This window comes from Stenotrophomonas sp. GD03794 (genome assembly GCF_029842145.1).
In the GTDB taxonomy this organism is placed as follows: domain Bacteria; phylum Pseudomonadota; class Gammaproteobacteria; order Xanthomonadales; family Xanthomonadaceae; genus Stenotrophomonas; species Stenotrophomonas riyadhensis.
This window is the reverse complement of record NZ_JAOCFV010000035.1, coordinates 1-15938: the sequence shown is the minus strand read 5'-3', so window position 1 is coordinate 15938 and position 15938 is coordinate 1. Positions and strand designations below refer to the sequence as shown.

15 protein-coding genes are annotated in these 15938 nt (G+C 66.4%); 4 read left to right on the top strand and 11 right to left on the bottom strand.

Going from position 1 to position 15938, the window contains the following annotated elements:
* Positions 1–7 precede the first annotated feature (7 nt).
* Complete coding sequence (gene smeE, locus N5D91_RS16735) at positions 8–3130, bottom strand: multidrug efflux RND transporter permease subunit SmeE (RefSeq protein ID WP_153854549.1); 3123 nt, start codon at positions 3128–3130, stop codon at positions 8–10.
* Between the two features lie 12 nt (positions 3131–3142).
* On the bottom strand, positions 3143–4327 hold the full coding sequence (gene smeD / locus N5D91_RS16730; RefSeq protein WP_032129008.1) for a multidrug efflux RND transporter periplasmic adaptor subunit SmeD: 1185 nt from the start codon (positions 4325–4327) through the stop codon (positions 3143–3145).
* Between the two features lie 226 nt (positions 4328–4553).
* On the opposite strand from smeD, the gene smeT reads away from it, so the two are divergent.
* The 3 genes from smeT to N5D91_RS16715 are packed head-to-tail and all read left to right on the top strand — an operon-like array spanning position 4554 to position 6747.
* A complete protein-coding gene (gene smeT, locus N5D91_RS16725; protein ID WP_111202805.1) occupies positions 4554–5213 on the top strand; it encodes an efflux transporter SmeDEF transcriptional repressor SmeT in 660 nt (219 codons plus the stop codon).
* Complete coding sequence (locus N5D91_RS16720; RefSeq protein ID WP_180855324.1) at positions 5210–5719, top strand: MepB family protein; 510 nt, start codon at positions 5210–5212, stop codon at positions 5717–5719. Before smeT ends, N5D91_RS16720 begins: the two co-directional genes overlap by 4 nt.
* Positions 5720–5754: 35 nt before the next feature.
* The gene (locus N5D91_RS16715) at positions 5755–6747 is read left to right on the top strand and encodes a Gfo/Idh/MocA family oxidoreductase (RefSeq protein ID WP_180855325.1); all 993 of its coding nucleotides are present in this window, start codon (positions 5755–5757) and stop codon (positions 6745–6747) included.
* 53 nt (positions 6748–6800) lie between these two features.
* On the opposite strand, the gene hslU is transcribed toward N5D91_RS16715, so the two are convergent.
* The 9 genes from hslU to N5D91_RS16670 form a co-directional block, all read right to left on the bottom strand.
* Positions 6801–8174, bottom strand: a complete 1374-nt coding sequence (hslU, locus tag N5D91_RS16710) for an ATP-dependent protease ATPase subunit HslU (protein WP_014038532.1) — start codon at positions 8172–8174, stop codon at positions 6801–6803.
* A gap of 102 nt (positions 8175–8276) precedes the next feature.
* Positions 8277–8828: an ATP-dependent protease subunit HslV gene (gene hslV / locus N5D91_RS16705; RefSeq protein ID WP_005411093.1), complete on the bottom strand. Its 552-nt coding sequence runs from the start codon at positions 8826–8828 to the stop codon at positions 8277–8279.
* Between the two features lie 172 nt (positions 8829–9000).
* The gene (locus tag N5D91_RS16700) at positions 9001–9201 is read right to left on the bottom strand and encodes a DUF3079 domain-containing protein (protein ID WP_049421394.1); all 201 of its coding nucleotides are present in this window, start codon (positions 9199–9201) and stop codon (positions 9001–9003) included.
* 77 nt (positions 9202–9278) lie between these two features.
* On the bottom strand, positions 9279–10169 hold the full coding sequence (gene xerC / locus N5D91_RS16695; RefSeq protein ID WP_180855327.1) for a tyrosine recombinase XerC: 891 nt from the start codon (positions 10167–10169) through the stop codon (positions 9279–9281).
* 13 nt (positions 10170–10182) lie between these two features.
* Positions 10183–10857, bottom strand: a complete 675-nt coding sequence (locus tag N5D91_RS16690; RefSeq protein WP_125893427.1) for a DUF484 family protein — start codon at positions 10855–10857, stop codon at positions 10183–10185.
* Positions 10854–11705, bottom strand: a complete 852-nt coding sequence (gene dapF / locus N5D91_RS16685; RefSeq protein ID WP_153854553.1) for a diaminopimelate epimerase — start codon at positions 11703–11705, stop codon at positions 10854–10856. Before dapF ends, N5D91_RS16690 begins: the two co-directional genes overlap by 4 nt.
* A complete protein-coding gene (locus tag N5D91_RS16680) occupies positions 11698–11970 on the bottom strand; it encodes a lipoprotein (protein ID WP_164161500.1) in 273 nt (90 codons plus the stop codon). The genes dapF and N5D91_RS16680 overlap by 8 nt, the downstream gene beginning before the upstream one ends.
* 82 nt (positions 11971–12052) lie before the next feature.
* Positions 12053–12478: a YbaN family protein gene (locus N5D91_RS16675; RefSeq protein WP_180855329.1), complete on the bottom strand. Its 426-nt coding sequence runs from the start codon at positions 12476–12478 to the stop codon at positions 12053–12055.
* Between the two features lie 54 nt (positions 12479–12532).
* A complete protein-coding gene (locus N5D91_RS16670; protein WP_180847815.1) occupies positions 12533–14644 on the bottom strand; it encodes a S9 family peptidase in 2112 nt (703 codons plus the stop codon).
* A 143-nt stretch (positions 14645–14787) separates the two neighbouring features.
* Between N5D91_RS16670 and N5D91_RS16665 the strand changes: the two genes are divergently transcribed.
* Positions 14788–15938: pyridoxal phosphate-dependent aminotransferase (locus N5D91_RS16665; RefSeq protein ID WP_279922711.1), on the top strand; the 1151-nt coding region annotated here is incomplete at its 3' end.

Genomic DNA, 15938 nt, shown 5'->3' with positions numbered 1-15938 from the left:
GTTTCGCTTACGTGGAGGATTTGCGCTTGAACACGCGCTGCACCACCACGAAGAACAGCGGCACGAAGAACACGCCGAGCACGGTGCCGACGATCATGCCGCCGAGCACGCCGGTGCCGATCGCCTGCTTGGCACCGGAGCCGGCACCGGTGGAGATCGCCAGCGGCACCACGCCCATGCCGAAGGCCAGCGAAGTCATCACGATCGGGCGCAAACGGTCGCGCACGGCGTGCATGATCGATTCGATCAGGCTGGCCCCCTTCTCCAGGTTTTCCTTGGCGAACTCGACGATCAGGATCGCGTTCTTGCTGGTCAGGCCCACCGTGGTCAGCATCGCCACCTGGAAGTAGATGTCGCGTTCCAGGCCCTTGAAGGTATTGGCCAGCACCGCGCCGAGGATACCCAGCGGGGCCGCCAGCAGCACCGCGGTCGGCACGCTCCAGCTTTCATACATCGCGGCCAGGCACAGGAACACGATCATCAGCGACAGCGTGTACAGCAGCGGCGTCTGCGAGCCGGCCTGGCGTTCCTGGTAGGACATCGCCGTCCACTCGATGCCGAAGCCCGCCGGCAGCTGCTTGGCCAGCTGTTCGATCTCGGCCATGGCGTCACCGGACGCGACACCCGGTGCCGGTTCGCCCTGGATTTCCATCGCCGACACACCGTTGTAGCGTTCCAGGCGCGGCGAACCGTAATCCCAGTGCTTGGTGGCGAAGGCACTGAACGGCACCATCTCCCCCTTGTCGTTCTTCACGGACCAGAGATCGAAGTCCTCCGGCACCATGCGGAACGGCTGGTCGGCCTGCACGAACACGCGCTTGACGCGGCCACGATCGACGAAGTCGTCGATGTACGAGCTACCCCATGCGGCGGCCAAGGTACCGTTGATCTGGTCGATCGACAGCCCCAGCGAGGTCGCCTTGGCCGCATCGATGTCGATGCGGAACTGCGGCGTGTCTTCCTGGCCGTTCGGGCGCACGTTGGCCAGCTTCTTGCTGCCGGCGGCGAGGCCCAGCAGCTGGTTGCGCGCGGCCACCAGTGCCTCGTGGCCCTGGCCGCTGTTGTCCTTCAGGAAGAAGGTGTAGCCCGAGGCGGTACCCAGTTCCGGAATGGCCGGCGGCGGGAAGGCGAAGATGAAGGCATCCTTGATCTGGCCCAGCGCTGCCATGGCGCGACCGGTGATCGGCATCACGCCATTGTTGGCGTCACGCTCGCTCCAGTCCTTCAGCTTGACGAATGCCATGCCCGCGTTCTGGCCCATGCCGGCGAAGCTGAAGCCCTGCACCGAGAACACCGAGTCCACCGCATCCTTCTCGTTCTGCAGGAAGTGGTTTTCCAGTGCCGCGATCGATTCCAGCGTACGTTCCTGGGTGGCACCGACCGGCGCCTGCACCAGCGCCATCAGCACGCCCTGGTCTTCGTTGGGCAGGAACGAGCTGGGCAGGCGCACGAACAGCACGCCCATCAGCACGAACAGTGCCGCCACGATGCCCATGAAGCGCCACGGACGGTGGATGATGCCGCGCACGCCGCGCTGGTAGCTTTCGCTGGTGCGGTCGAAGCCGCGGTTGAAACCGTTGAAGAAACGACCGGACCAGCCCTTGTGTGCGACGTGGTGCTCACCCTTCTTCAGCGGCTTGAGCATGGTCGCGCACAGCGCCGGGGTCAGTACGATCGCGACCAGCACCGACAGCGCCATCGCCGAAACGATCGTGGCCGAGAACTGGCGATAGATCACGCCGGTGGAACCGCTCATGAAGGCCATCGGCACGAACACGGCCGACAGCACCAGGCCGATACCCACCAGCGCGCCGGTGATCTGGCCCATCGACTTGCGGGTGGCCTCGAGCGGCGACAGTCCTTCCTCGGACATGATACGCTCGACGTTCTCCACCACCACGATGGCATCGTCCACCAGCAGGCCGATCGCCAGCACCATCGCGAACATGGTCAGCATGTTCACCGAGAAGCCCAGCATCGCCAGCACGCCGAAGGTACCCAGCAGCACCACCGGCACGGCGATGGTCGGGATCAGGGTGGCGCGGAAGTTCTGCAGGAACAGGTACATCACCACGAACACCAGCACGATCGCTTCGATCAGGGTCTGCACCACGCCCTTGATCGACACGCGCACGAACGGGGTGGTGTCGTACGGGATCTCGGCCTTCAGGCCGGCCGGGAAGAAGCTCTTCATGTCCTGCAGCGCGGCATCCACGCCGGCCGCAGTATCCAGCGCGTTGGCGCCGGTGGCCAGGGTGACCGCCAGGCCGCTGGCCGGCTGGCCGTTGTAGCGGGTGACGAAGTCGTAGGACTCTGCACCCAGTTCGACACGGGCGACATCGCCCAGGCGCAGCTCGGCACCGTCCTGCGCACCGCGCACGATGATGTTGCGGAACTGTTCCGGGGTCTGCAGGCGCGACTGCGCATTGATGGTGGCGTTGAGCTGCTGGCCCTTGATCGACGGCGCGCCGCCGAGCTGGCCGATGGCCACCTGGGCGTTCTGTGCCTTGATCGCTGCGGTCACTTCCGCAACGGACAGGCCGTAGGTGTGCAGCTTGTTCGGGTCCAGCCAGATACGCATGGCGTACTTGCCACCGAACACCTGGATGTTGCCCACGCCCGGCACGCGGCTCAGACGGTCGACGACATTGGAACCGACGTAGTCGGCGATGTCGTTGGCGTCCATGCTGCCGTTCTCGGACACGAACGCGATGACGTTCAGGAAGCCCGAGCTGGACTTGGCCACGTTGATGCCCTGCCGCTGTACTTCCTGCGGCAGCAGCGGCATGGCCAGCTGCAGCTTGTTCTGCACCTGCACCTGGGCGATGTCCGGGTTGGTGCCGCTCTCGAAGGTCAGGGTGATGGTGGCCTGGCCATTGGACGAGCTGTTGGAGGAGAAATAGATCAGGCCATCAAGGCCCTTCATGTTCTGCTCGATGATCTGCGTCACCGAGTCCTCGACCACCTTGGCCGATGCACCCGGGTAGGTGGCGCTGATTTCCACCGCCGGCGGTGCGACGTTGGGGTACATCGAGACCGGCAGCTTGAACAGGGCCAGGCCGCCGGCGAGCATGATGATGATGGCGATCACCCACGCGAAGATGGGTCGATCGATGAAAAAGCGTGCCATGGGGTTCTCCGCTTACTTCGCGTCGCCGGCCGGAGCGGCAGGCTGGGCGGCCGCTGCCGGCTTGGCCGGAGCAGCGCCCTTCTCGGTGGCCTTGACCGGCATGCCGGGGCCGATCTTCTGCAGGCCTTCGACGATGACCTTGTCGCCGGCCTTCAGACCGTCCTCGACCAGCCACTTGTCGCCGACCGTGCGGCTGACCTTGACCGGGCGCACTTCGACCTTGTTGTCCTTGTCGACCACCATCGCCGAGGTGTCACCCTTCGGATCGCGGGCGATGCCGGCCATCGGCACCAGCACCGCATCGCTGCGCACGCCGCCGCCGATCACCGCGCGCACGTACGTGCCCGGCATCAGCAGGCCGTCCGGATTGTCCACCTTCACGCGCAGGCCGAAGCTGCCAGTGGCCGGGTCGACGCTGACTTCGGAGAATTCCAGCGTACCCTTGTGCTCGAAGGTGCTGCCGTCTTCCATCAGGATGCTGACCGGCAGCGTCTGGTTGTCCTGCAGGCGGCCCGCGGCCAGCTCACGACGCAACTGCAGCAGCTCGGCCGAAGACTGGGTCAGGTCGACATAGATCGGGTCCAGCTGCTGCACGGTGGCCAGCGCATTGGCCTGGCCGGCGCTGACCAGCGCACCCTGGGTGACGCTGGACTTGCCGATGCGGCCGCTGATCGGGGCGGTGATGCGGGCGTAGCCCAGAGTGACGTTGGCCGCATCCAGCGAGGCCTTGGCGGCGCCGACGTCGGCCTCGGCCTGCTTCTGCGCGGCCACCGCGTTTTCCAGGTCCTGCTGGCTGACCGCATCAACCTTGGCCAGCTCGGTGATGCGCTTGGCGCTCAGGCGCGCGGCGTTGGCGGTGGCCTCGGCACGCGCCAGCTGGGCACGGGCACTGTTGGCCTGGGCGCGGTAGCTCGCGTCCTCGATCTGGTACAGCGGCTCGCCGGCCTTGACCATGCCGCCCTCGGTGAACAGGCGCTTGGCGACGATGCCGTTGACCTGCGGACGCACTTCGGCGACCAGGAAGGCGTTGGTACGGCCCGGCAGCTCGCGGGTCAGGCCCACGGTCTCGGACTTCAGCGTGACCACGGTGACGTCACCCGGGCCCTGTTCGGGGGCCTGGGGTTGGCCGCCGCAGGCAGCCACGGTCGCGGCGATTGCCAGCGACAGTGCAAAGGGTCGGATTCGGCTCAGCAACATGACGGAAAGGCTCTTGGAGGAAAGGGTCTCAGCCAGCGCTGATACGGCGGACCCTCCACCAGCAAAGGTGAAGACCGTGCGAACAGCGCCCACCCGGGTGGAGTGGGAGCCGGACGGGCCTGCCACGCACACGACGGGAATGATGGGTGCGAAATATACATACATGCTTGTTTGTTTGTAAACCGGTACAATTCAGCCACGTTTCACCCGCACTCGTACCCTACCCATGGCCCGCAAGACCAAAGAGGACACCCAGGCAACCCGGGAAGGCATCCTTGACGCCGCCGAAGCCTGCTTCCATGAACACGGCGTGGCCCGTACCACGCTGGAGATGATCGGCGCCCGCGCCGGCTATACCCGTGGCGCGGTGTACTGGCACTTCAAGAACAAGAGCGAGGTGCTCGCCGCGATCGTCGAGCGCGTGCACCTGCCCTTCATGCAGGAACTGGAGCGTACCTCCACCGACCAGCGCGACACCCCGGTGCACGACCTGCGCGCGGTGATGATCCACTCGTTCATCGAGCTGTCCGAGGACGAGCGCCTGCGCAAGACCATGGAGATCATGCTGCGCAGCGACGCCTCGGCCGATACCAAGGTGCTGACCGAAATGCAGCAGGCCGGCTTCCGCGATGCGCTGGACCGGATGGAGCGCGCCCTGCGCCGCGCCCGCGATCTGGGCCAGCTGCGCGAAGGCGCCGACCCCAAGATCGCCGCGCGCATGCTGCACGCCACCGTGCTGGGCGTGCTGCACGGCGCGATGGTCGAACCGGAACTGATGGACCTCAAGCGCGATGGCATGCTCGCGCTGGACATGACCCTGGCCGCCTACGTGAAAGAAGGCGTGTTCGTGCCCGGAACGGTGCCCGAGCCGCTGCCGGAAGCATGAGCGGCATTGCTGCCGCCACTGCGGCACTGCACGATCTCTACCTGCCCGCAGGGCTGCAGTTGACCGGACCGATCGTGGCGGAAGCGGAAAGCGCAGAGTACGGTGCCTGCCGCTTTGCCCTTGAGGGTCACAGCATCGTGTTCCGCGTCGCGAAGATCACCCCCACCAAGACCGGCCAGTTCGTAACCCTGTGGAAGCGCCCCGCCCCCGGTTCTGATATCGCTCCATTGGATGCAGCCGATGCTGTGCACTTCGTGGTGATCGCGGTCTTCGACGGAACACAGCGCGGGCAGTTCATCTTCAGTCGTGACCTGCTGATCGAGCGCGGCGTGATGTCGCGCGATGGCGAGGGCGGAAAGCGCGCCCTCCGTGTCTATCCGCCGTGGAGCACGCCGACCGCAAAGGACGCGATCCGGACCCGGCAGTGGCAGCTTCGTTGCTTCCTGCCCACCGGTGCCGATGTCTCCGCCTCCGCCGGTGATCGATTACGCTCACTGATGGGTTGAACCCGGCGGACCTTCCCTTTTCTGGACGCATCGTGATGATCCTGGACAACGTGGTGTGGGGCTTCATCGGCTGTGGCAGCGTCACCGAGAAGAAGAGCGGGCCGGCCCTGGCCAACACGCCGGGCTCACGGGTGGCCGCGGTCATGCGCCGCAATACGGCATTGGCCGAGGATTATGCGCGGCGCCATGCGATTCCCCGCTGGTACGCAGACGCCGATGCACTCATCGCCGACCCGGAAGTGAACGCGATCTACGTTGCGACGCCGCCCTCCACGCACATGCACTACGCATTGCAGGCGATTGCCGCGGGCAAGCCGGTCTACATCGAAAAGCCGATGGCCATGGACCACGGCGAGTGCCAGCGCATCATTGAAGCCAGCGCCCGCAGCGGCGTGCCGGTGTTCGTGGCCTACTACCGCCGCGCCCTGCCCCGCTTCGCGCAGGTGAAGCAGCTGCTGGACAGCGGCGCGATCGGCACACCGCGCAGCGTGCGCGCCACCCTGCACCGGCCGCATTCGGCGAACGCTGCATCGCCGGACTTCTGGCGGACCAACCCGGCGATCGCTGGCGGCGGGCTGTTCGTCGATCTGGGCTCGCACACCCTGGACCTGCTGGATCATCTGCTGGGGCCGCTGAGCGATGTGCGTGGCCTGGCCAGCTCGTTGACCGGCGCCTACGCCGCCGAGGACAGCGTCTCGATGTGCTTCCGCACCGGGACGGGGGTGCACGGCATCGCGCAATGGAGCTTCTGCGCGTTCCGCCGCCAGGATGAGATCGAGATCACCGGCGATCGCGGACAACTGCGCTTTGCCACCTTCGAGGATGTTCCAGTGGTACTGGAAACCGAAGCCGGTATGCAGACGTTCGATATCCCGAACCCGCCGTCGATCCAGCAGCCGTTGATCGCTACCATGGTCGATGAGTTGCGTGGCTGGGGTCACTCGCCGTCGAACGGCATCAGCGCCGCCCGCACCAGTGCGGTGATCGACCAGGTGCTGCAGGCCTACCGCGTCAGACATCCGCACTGACCACCAACAAAAAGGCCGCCTTTCGGCGGCCTCATGCTTTGCAGCGTCGGGCATTACAGGATGTAGCGGCTCAGGTCCGGATCCTGCACCAGCTCACCCAGATGCGCATCGACATAAGCACTGTCGATGGCCAGGGTCTCGCCGTCGCGGTCCGGTGCCTCGTAGCTGAGCGAATCCAGCAGGCGCTCCAGTACGGTGTGCAGGCGACGGGCACCGATGTTCTCCTGGCGCTCGTTCACCTGGAAGGCGATCTCGGCCAGGCGGTCGATGGCATCGGCGGTGAAGCTGACCTTGACGCCCTCGGTGGCCAGCAGCGCTTCGTACTGCTTGGTCAGCGCGGCCTTCGGCTCGGTCAGGATGCGCACGAAATCACCCTTGCTCAGCGCACCCAGTTCAACGCGGATCGGGAAGCGGCCCTGCAACTCCGGAATCAGATCGCTGGGCTTGGCCAGGTGGAACGCGCCCGAAGCAATGAACAGGATGTGGTCGGTCTTGATCGTGCCGTACTTGGTGGACACGTTGGAGCCTTCCACCAGCGGCAGCAGGTCGCGCTGCACGCCTTCGCGCGAGACGTCGCCACCACCCACGTTGTCACCACGCTTGGCAACCTTGTCGATCTCGTCGATGAAGACGATGCCGTGCTGCTCGCAGGCCTCGATCGCCGCGGTGCGGATGTCGTCCTCGTTGACCAGCTTGCCGGCCTCTTCCTCGATCAGCAGCGGACGCGCGGCCTTGATGGTCAGCGTGCGCTTGTGCGCCTTGGCGCCACCGCCGAGGTTGGCGAACATCGACTTCAGCTGCTGGCCCATTTCCTCCATGCCCGGCGGGGTCATGATGTCCATGCTGACGTTGGCAGCCAGGTCGAGTTCGATCTCGCGCTCGTCCAGCTCACCGTTGCGCAGCATCTTGCGGAACTTGATGCGGGTCTCGTTGTCCTGCGCCGACGGCTCGTTGCGGGCGACTTCCGGATCGAAGCCGATGCCACCGCTGCGGCGCGGCAGCAGCGCATCGAGGATGCGGTCTTCGGCGCGCTCCTCGGCCTGGGTACGCACGCGCACCTTGGCCTGCTCGCGATAGAGCTTCACAGCGGTATCGGCCAGGTCGCGGATGATCTGCTCGACGTCCTTGCCGACGTAGCCGACTTCGGTGAAGCGGGTCGCTTCAACCTTCACGAACGGTGCGTTGGCCAGGGTGGCCAGGCGACGCGCGATCTCGGTCTTGCCGACGCCGGTCGGGCCGATCATCAGGATGTTCTTCGGCATCACTTCATTGCGCAGCTCAGGCACCAGCTGCATGCGGCGCCAGCGGTTGCGCAGCGCAATGGCCACGGCGCGCTTGGCGTCGTGCTGGCCCACGATATGCCGGTCCAGTTCCTGCACGATCTCGCGCGGGGTCATGGTGGCGGAGGAAACTTCGATCTTCGACATGGATGTGCTCACGGATTCAGTGTCGGTAGTGCCGGCCGCTGGCCGGCAACCAGGCACGCGTGGGGGGATCATGAGGTTGCCGGCCAGCGGCCGGCACGACCCTCACAGCTCCTCGACCACCACGTTGCGGTTGGTGTAGATGCAGATGTCGCCGGCAATGCCGATCGCTTCGCTGGCGATGGTGCGCGCATCCAGTTCGGTGTGCGCCATCAGTGCGCGCGCGGCCGACAGTGCATAGGAACCACCGGAACCGATGGCGATGATGCCGTCCTCCGGCTCGATCACATCGCCGGTGCCGCTGATGATCAGCGAGGTTTCCTTGTCGGCCACCGCCAGCAGGGCTTCAAGCTTGCCGAGGCGGCGCTCGGTGCGCCAATCCTTGGCCAGCTCGACCGCAGCGCGCTGCAGCTGGCCGTGCTTTTCCAGCTTGGCCTCGAACAGCTCGAACAGGGTGAAGGCATCGGCGGCGGCACCGGCGAAGCCGGCCAGCACCTGGCCGTCACGACCGAGGCGGCGCACCTTGCGCGCATTGCCCTTCATCACGGTGTGGCCCAGCGTGACCTGGCCGTCGCCGGCAATGGCCACGTGCTCGCCGCGACGGACGCAGACGATGGTGGTGGCGTGGAAAACGTTGGGATTCTGACTGGGGTCCATGCGGCCTCCGATAGCTGTTCACGGGACATGGGGACAGCGCCGGGTGCGATCAAGCCTGTGCGGATGGCTGCCGTTCAGCGCTTGGTGGCGCCCCATGGGAAGAGGGCGCCCTTCTAACGAGCGCATCGCAATGCGCGCGGACCCCGCCGCCCGAACGTGGAACGCCTGCCGTTCAGCGCTTGGCCTGCGACGGCCGATCCGGATTCGGCTCGATGCCCCAGGCGAGGTACCAGTCTTCGCCCTGCGTCTCGATCGGATGCTGGGTGCGGCCGGAGCCATTGCCGCAGGCCAGGGCGTCAGCCGCGCAGTAGCGGTCGCAGCCCCAGCAGATGCGCTCCGGATGCCTGGGGTGCAGCGGAATGGGCTTCGCCATGGTGGCGGTGTCCTCGTGGCCTGCGGCCACGATGCGCCGGTAGCGCCCGCCCTGCCCTGATCCAGATCAAGGGCGGTCTATTCAGCCTTGTCGTCCTTGTTGCGGCGCTTCGCACGTGGATGCGCGGCGTCGTAGACCTTGGCCAGATGCTGGAAATCGAGGTGGGTGTAGATCTGGGTGGTGGCGATGTCGGCATGGCCAAGCAGTTCCTGCACACCGCGCAGGTCGCCGGACGATTCCAGGATATGGCTGGCAAAACTGTGCCGCAGCATGTGCGGATGCACGTGCTTGAACAGGCCCTGGCGCTGCGCCAGCTGGCGGATGCGGATCTGCACCGCACGCTGGCTGATCGGCCCGTTGCGGCCGGGAAACACCGGCGAGGCCGGGCCGCCGCCACTTTCCGCACGCCACGCCTGCAGCGCTTCGCGTGCCGGCCGGCCGAACGGTACGCGACGCTGGCGGTTGCCCTTGCCCAGCACGTTGACCAGGCCGCTGTCGAAATCCAGGTCGCGCCAGGTCAGCGCGCAGACTTCGCTCAGGCGCAGGCCAGAGGAATAGAACAGTTCCAGCAGCGCGCGGTCACGGCGGCCGAGCTCACCTTCCGGTTCCAGCTCGACCAGCTGCACGGCTTCGTCGGCGTCAAGCACCTGCGGCAACCGGCGCGGCGCACGCGGCGCCTTCAGCGTCGCCGCCGGACTGACCTCGATGCGCCCGTGCTTGAGCAGCCAGGCGTAGAAGCTGCGGCAGGCCGACAAGCGGCGCTGCAGGCTCTTGGCTGACAGGCCTCTGCGGTGCTCGTCGGCAACGAACTGGCGCAGCGCCTCGGCATCGAGTGCGTCCACCGCAACACCGCGCGGCTCGGCCCAGACCGACAACGCGTCCAGGTCACGGCGGTAGGCATCGAGCGTATGCGCCGACATCCGCCGCTCTACCTGCAGATGCTGCAGGAAGGCCTGTACCGCGCTCATCGTCGTGTCCTGCTCAGCCCGGGAAGCGCTTCAGGCCGGTGGCCAACGCATCGCCCATCATGCGCAGGAACAGCGTGCCCATGCCCGGGTAGAAGCGGTTCGGGTCGTGGCTGCCCACAGCAATCAGGCCCACGCCCGGCAACGGCAGCAGCGCGGTGGTCTGCACTTCTTCGCTGCGCACGCCGTACAGCACGGCATTCTTTTCCGGCTGCAGGCGCCCGCAGATCGGCTCGCCGTCGTTCAGGCAGTCGCGGAACGGGCCCAGCTGCGCATCATCGGCGGCGATCACCTGCAGCCAGTCGGCCTGTTCCAGCCCGGCCACCGGTGTGTGCACCACCAATCGCACCAGGTCGCCGGCGAAATCTTCCTGCAGCGAGGCAGCCATCGCACGCAGGGTGTCGGCGGCGTTGTCCTGCTTCATCAGCGCCAAGGTCAGCTGATGCGTGCGCACTGCCAGGCGTTCATTGACCTGGGCGGTGGCACCCAGATCGGCCAACCGTCGTGCCAGCTCGCGGTTCTTCTCGCGCAGCACTTCCAGCTGGTAGCTGGCCAGCGACGCGGTCGGGCCGTCGTCGCGTGGCACCACCAGGGTCAGGGCCAGGTCCGGGAACTGCTTGAGGAAGCCGGGATGTCGCCGCAACCACGCAGCGACTTCATGGGCCCCGAGCTTGTCGACGGTTTCGGTCATGCGATCCACTCCCCTTCGAAGACGAATGCAGTCGGGCCGGCCATCACCACCGGCTGGCCATCGCCCGGCCACTGGATGCGCAGGTCGCCACCGGGCAGGCTGATGCGCGCATCGCGCTGCAGGCGGCCACGCTGCATCAGGGTCACCGCGGCGGCACAGGCACCGCTGCCGCAGGCCAGGGTTTCACCGACGCCGCGCTCGAACACCCGCAGGCGTGCATGCGCGGGGCTCATCACCTGGGCGAAGCCCACGTTCACCGAGCGCGGGAACGACGCATGCTGCTGCAGCAGCGAACCGACGCGCTCGACCGGGGCCGCATCGATCAGGCCCACTTCGATCACCGCATGCGGGTTGCCCATCGACACCGCAGCGAAACGCACGCTCTCGCCCTGCAACGGCAGCAGGTATTCCTCGCGTGCGTGGGCAAAGCCCATCAGCGGCACGTTGGTCGGCTCGAACGCGGGCACGCCCATGGTTACCGCGAACTGCCCCTCGCCCAGCACCTTCACTTCGTGGCTGGCCAACGGGCTGTCGATGACGAATGCATCGCCCTGCGCACTGCCTTCGCGCACCAGCCAGGCCGCGATGCAGCGCGCGCCATTGCCGCACTGTTCGGAGTTGGAACCGTCGGCATTCCAGATGCGGTACGAAGCCACCGAGCCTTCCGCACGCGGCGCTTCGATGGTCAGGATCTGGTCGCAGCCGACGCCGGTGTGGCGGTCGGCCAGGCGCGCGGCCAGTTCAGGCGTGGGCGGCGACGTACCGTCACGCAGGTCGATCACTACGAAATCATTGCCCGCGCCGTGCATCTTGCTGAAGCGCAGGGCCTTGGAACCGGCCTTACTCATTCCCGCCGCCCACCTTCTTTGCCGGCGCAGGCGCCGGCTGGGTGGTCGGTGCGGCCGGCTCCACGGTCGTGGCCGGGGTGCCGCTGCCCTGGGTCTCCGCCGGGGTCGCCTCGGTGGCGGGCTCGGCAGCGGGCTCGACGGTTTCTTCCACCGGCACCGGCTTCTGCGGCAGTACCAGCGGGCCCTTGTTGCCGCAGGCGGCGAGGAGCAGCAGCGAGGCCGCTGCCAGCGGAATCAGGATGGCGTTTCGATGGGGGATCTTCATGCCCCGAGTATAGCCATTGGCGGCTGAGCGGTTGGTGCAGGGGCTCGGGTTGCCGGCCAGCGGCCGGCACTACCGCAGGCGCTCAATCCGCGAGCGGTGGCAGCGGCCGCGTCCACAGCCAGATCGCCACCACGGTCATGCTGCCGATCGAGAACCACTTCACCCAGGCGATCGGCACGCACCACAGCATGATGCCGGCGCACACCGCCATGGTGATCGTGGCCATCCACTTGCCGTAGCGGCTGACCGCACCGTGCGCCTGCCAGTTGGCGATGGCCGGGCCGAAGCGCGGATGCTGCAGCAGCCAGGTATGCAGACGCTCGGAACCCCGCGACGCAGCCCACGCGGAAATCAGGATGAATACGGTAGTCGGCAGGCCCGGAACGAAGATGCCAACGATGCCGGTACCGAGGCTGACATACGCCAGCAGCCACCACGCCCAGCGGAAACGCACCACGCGCGGTGGCGTGGCAGCATCGCGGGGTGCGGGGGGTTCAGGCGGGTTCATGGCCGCAAGGATACCGGTTCGGGGTGCCAGGCAACGCCCGGCACCCCTGTGCCCTTACGGTTGGGCGATGCCCAGCTGCTGCAGCACGAACGCATACGACTCGGACAGCTCGCGGTAGCGCTGGAAGCGACCCGACTTGCCACCGTGGCCGGCTTCCATGTTGGTGCGGAACAGGATCGGGTAGTGGCCGGTGTTGTCGTCACGCAGCTTGGCCACCCACTTGGCCGGCTCCCAGTACTGCACCTGCGAATCCCACAGGCCAGTACCCACGAACAGCGCCGGATAGGCCTGCTTCCTGACGTTGTCGTAAGGCGAGTAGGACAGCATGTAGTCGTAGTACGGCTTCTGCTCCGGGTTGCCCCACTCGTCGTACTCGTTGGTGGTCAGCGGAATGGTCGGGTCGAGCATGGTGGTGACCACGTCGACGAACGGTACCTGCGCCACCATCACCCGGTAATCCTGCGGCGCCTGGTTGGCCACCGCGCCCATCAGCAGGCCACCGGCGCTGCCACCCGAGGCGGCAACGCGATCCTTCGCCGCCCAGCCCTGCGCCACCAGGCCACGGGTGACGTCGATGAAGTCGTTGAAAGTGTTCTGCTTGTGCAGCAGCTTGCCGTTCTCGTACCAGTCGCGGCCCATCTCCTGGCCGCCGCGGATGTGGGCGATGGCATAGACCACGCCACGGTCGAGCAGGCTCACTGCGGTCTGGTTGAAGTACGGATCCATCGACATGCCGTAGCTGCCGTAGGCGTACTGGAACAACGCACCCTTGCCATCCTTCTGGTAGCCCTTGCGGTAGACCAGCGACACCGGCACCTTCACGCCATCGCGTGCGGTGATCCAGACGCGGTCGGTCTCGTACTTCGACGCGTCATAGCCGATCACCGGCTGCACCTTCAGCTGGCGGCGCTCACCGGTGGCGGTGTTCAGCTCGAACACGGTGGTGGGGGTGGTCATCGAGGTGTAGACGTAGCGCAGCCACGGCGTATCGGCCTCGGTGTTGTCGCCCAGGCCCATCGAATACGCCGGCTCATCGGCCTTCACGTAGTCGCTGCGGCCATCCTTGAACAGCAGGCGGATGCGCTCCAGGCCCTCGGAACGTTCGGCGATGGCGGTGTACGCATCGAACAGCTCGAAGCCTTCGATGAACACCGCATCGTCGTGCGCGATCCAGTCCTTCCACTGTGCGCGCGAGGTCGCATCGGTCGGTGCGGTGACCAGCTTGAAGTTCTTCGCACCGTCGTTGGTGCGGATCACCCAGCGACCATCGTAGTGGTCAGCGTCGTACTCCACATCGCGCTGGCGCGGCGCCAGTACGGTGAACGTGGTCGGGTCGCTGGCCGGCGCGTAGCGCTCTTCCGAGGACACGGTGCTGTGCACGCCGATGGTGATGAAGCGATCATCGCGGGTACGGCCGATACCCATGTAGAAGCTGTCGTCCTTCTCTTCGTAGACGACGGTGTCGGCGCTGGCCGGGGTGCCCAGCACGTGCTTCTTCACGCGCACGGTCAACAGCGTTTCCGGATCGTTCTCGACGTACAGCACGGTGCGGTTGTCGTCGGCCCAGACCAGGTCACCGGAGCTGCCGGTGATCACATCGGGCAGCACCTTGCCGGTGGCCAGGTCCTTGAAGCGGATGGTGTACTGGCGCCGGCCGACATCATCATCGGCCCAGGCCAGCAGCTGGTTGTCCTGGCTGACTTCCATCGAACCAACACTGAAGTAGCCCTTGCCGGCAGCCATCGTGTTGACGTCCAGCAGGATTTCCTCGGCGGCATCCATGCCGCCCTTGCGGCGTGCGTGGATCGGGTAGTCCTGGCCGGTCTCGAAGCGGCTGTAGTACCAGTAGCCGCGCTCGCGCGCCGGCACACTGGAATCGTCCTGCTTGATGCGGCCGACGATTTCCTTGTACAGGGTGTCTTCCAGCGGCTTCAGCGGCGCCAGCAGCTGGTCGGCGTAGGCATTCTCGGCCTGCAGGTAGGCCAGCATGTCCTTGTTCTCGCGCTTGTCGTCGCGCAGCCAGTAATAGTCGTCGTTGCGGGTCGCGCCGAACGGCGCCTTGACCACATGCGGATGCTTGGCGGCATCCGGCGGAACGGGCGGCGTGGCGGCGGTAGCAGTGGTGGTCATCAGGCTGGCAAGCAACAGGCAGAGGGTGGATTTCATGAGATAAGGCTCCAGGCGCATCAATGCAATGGTCTTCGGCGGGGTCAGATCCCTTTTCCCGAAAAGGGATCTGACCCCAATCCCGGCAATGCGGCAACCCTGCGGATCGTCATGGGTCGTGCCGGCCGGCGTACCATGGGCACATGAGTACCCTGCCCCACACGCCGGGCTACAGCCGGCGCAGCCATGAAATCGCTCCGTTCCACGTAATGTCCCTGCTGGCCCGCGCGCAGGCGCTGGAACAGGCGGGCCACGATGTGATCCACCTGGAAATCGGCGAACCGGACTTCACCACGGCCGAACCGGTCGTGCGGGCCGGCCAGGCCGCATTGGCCGCCGGCCATACCCGCTACACCACCGCACGTGGCCTGCCGGCCCTACGCCAGGCGATCAGCGGCTTCTATCGCAGCCACTACGGGCTGGACATCGACCCCGAACGCATCCTGGTCACTCCCGGCGGCTCCGGTGCGCTGCTGCTGGCCAGCAGCCTGCTGGTCGATCCGGGCCACCACTGGCTGCTGGCCGACCCCGGCTACCCCTGCAACCGCCATTTCCTGCGCCTCGTTGAAGGTGGCGCGCAACTGGTGCCGGTCGGCCCGGACACCGCCTACCAGCTCACACCGTCGCTGGTGGAACAGCACTGGAATGCCGACAGCGTCGGCGCACTGGTCGCCTCCCCCGCCAATCCGACCGGCACCGTGCTGTCCGCCGACGAACTGGCTGCACTGTCGCAGGCCCTGCACGCGCGCGGTGGCCACCTGGTGGTCGACGAGATCTACCACGGCCTGACCTACGGCCTGGATGCACCCAGCGTGCTGCAGGTGGATGACAGCGCGTTCGTGCTGAACAGCTTCTCCAAGTATTTCGGCATGACCGGCTGGCGGCTGGGCTGGCTGGTGGCCCCACCGGCCGCGGTACCGGACCTGGAGAAGCTGGCGCAGAACCTGTACATCAGCGCCTCAAGCATCGCCCAGCACGCCGCACTGGCCTGCTTCAGCGAGGAATCGATGGCGATCTTCGAACAGCGCCGTGATGCGTTCCGCCAGCGCCGTGATTTCCTGCTGCCGGCACTGCGTGAACTGGGCTTCCGTATCGAAGTCGAGCCGCAGGGTGCGTTCTACCTGTACGCCGACGTCAGCGCGTTCACCGACGACGCACAGGCCTTCTGTGCCCATTTCCTGGAAACCGAGCACGTGGCGTTCACCCCGGGGCTGGATTTCGGCTTCCATCGCGCCAACCAGCATGTGCGCCTGGCCTACACCCAGGAAGTGCCGCGATTGCAGGAGGCGGTGGC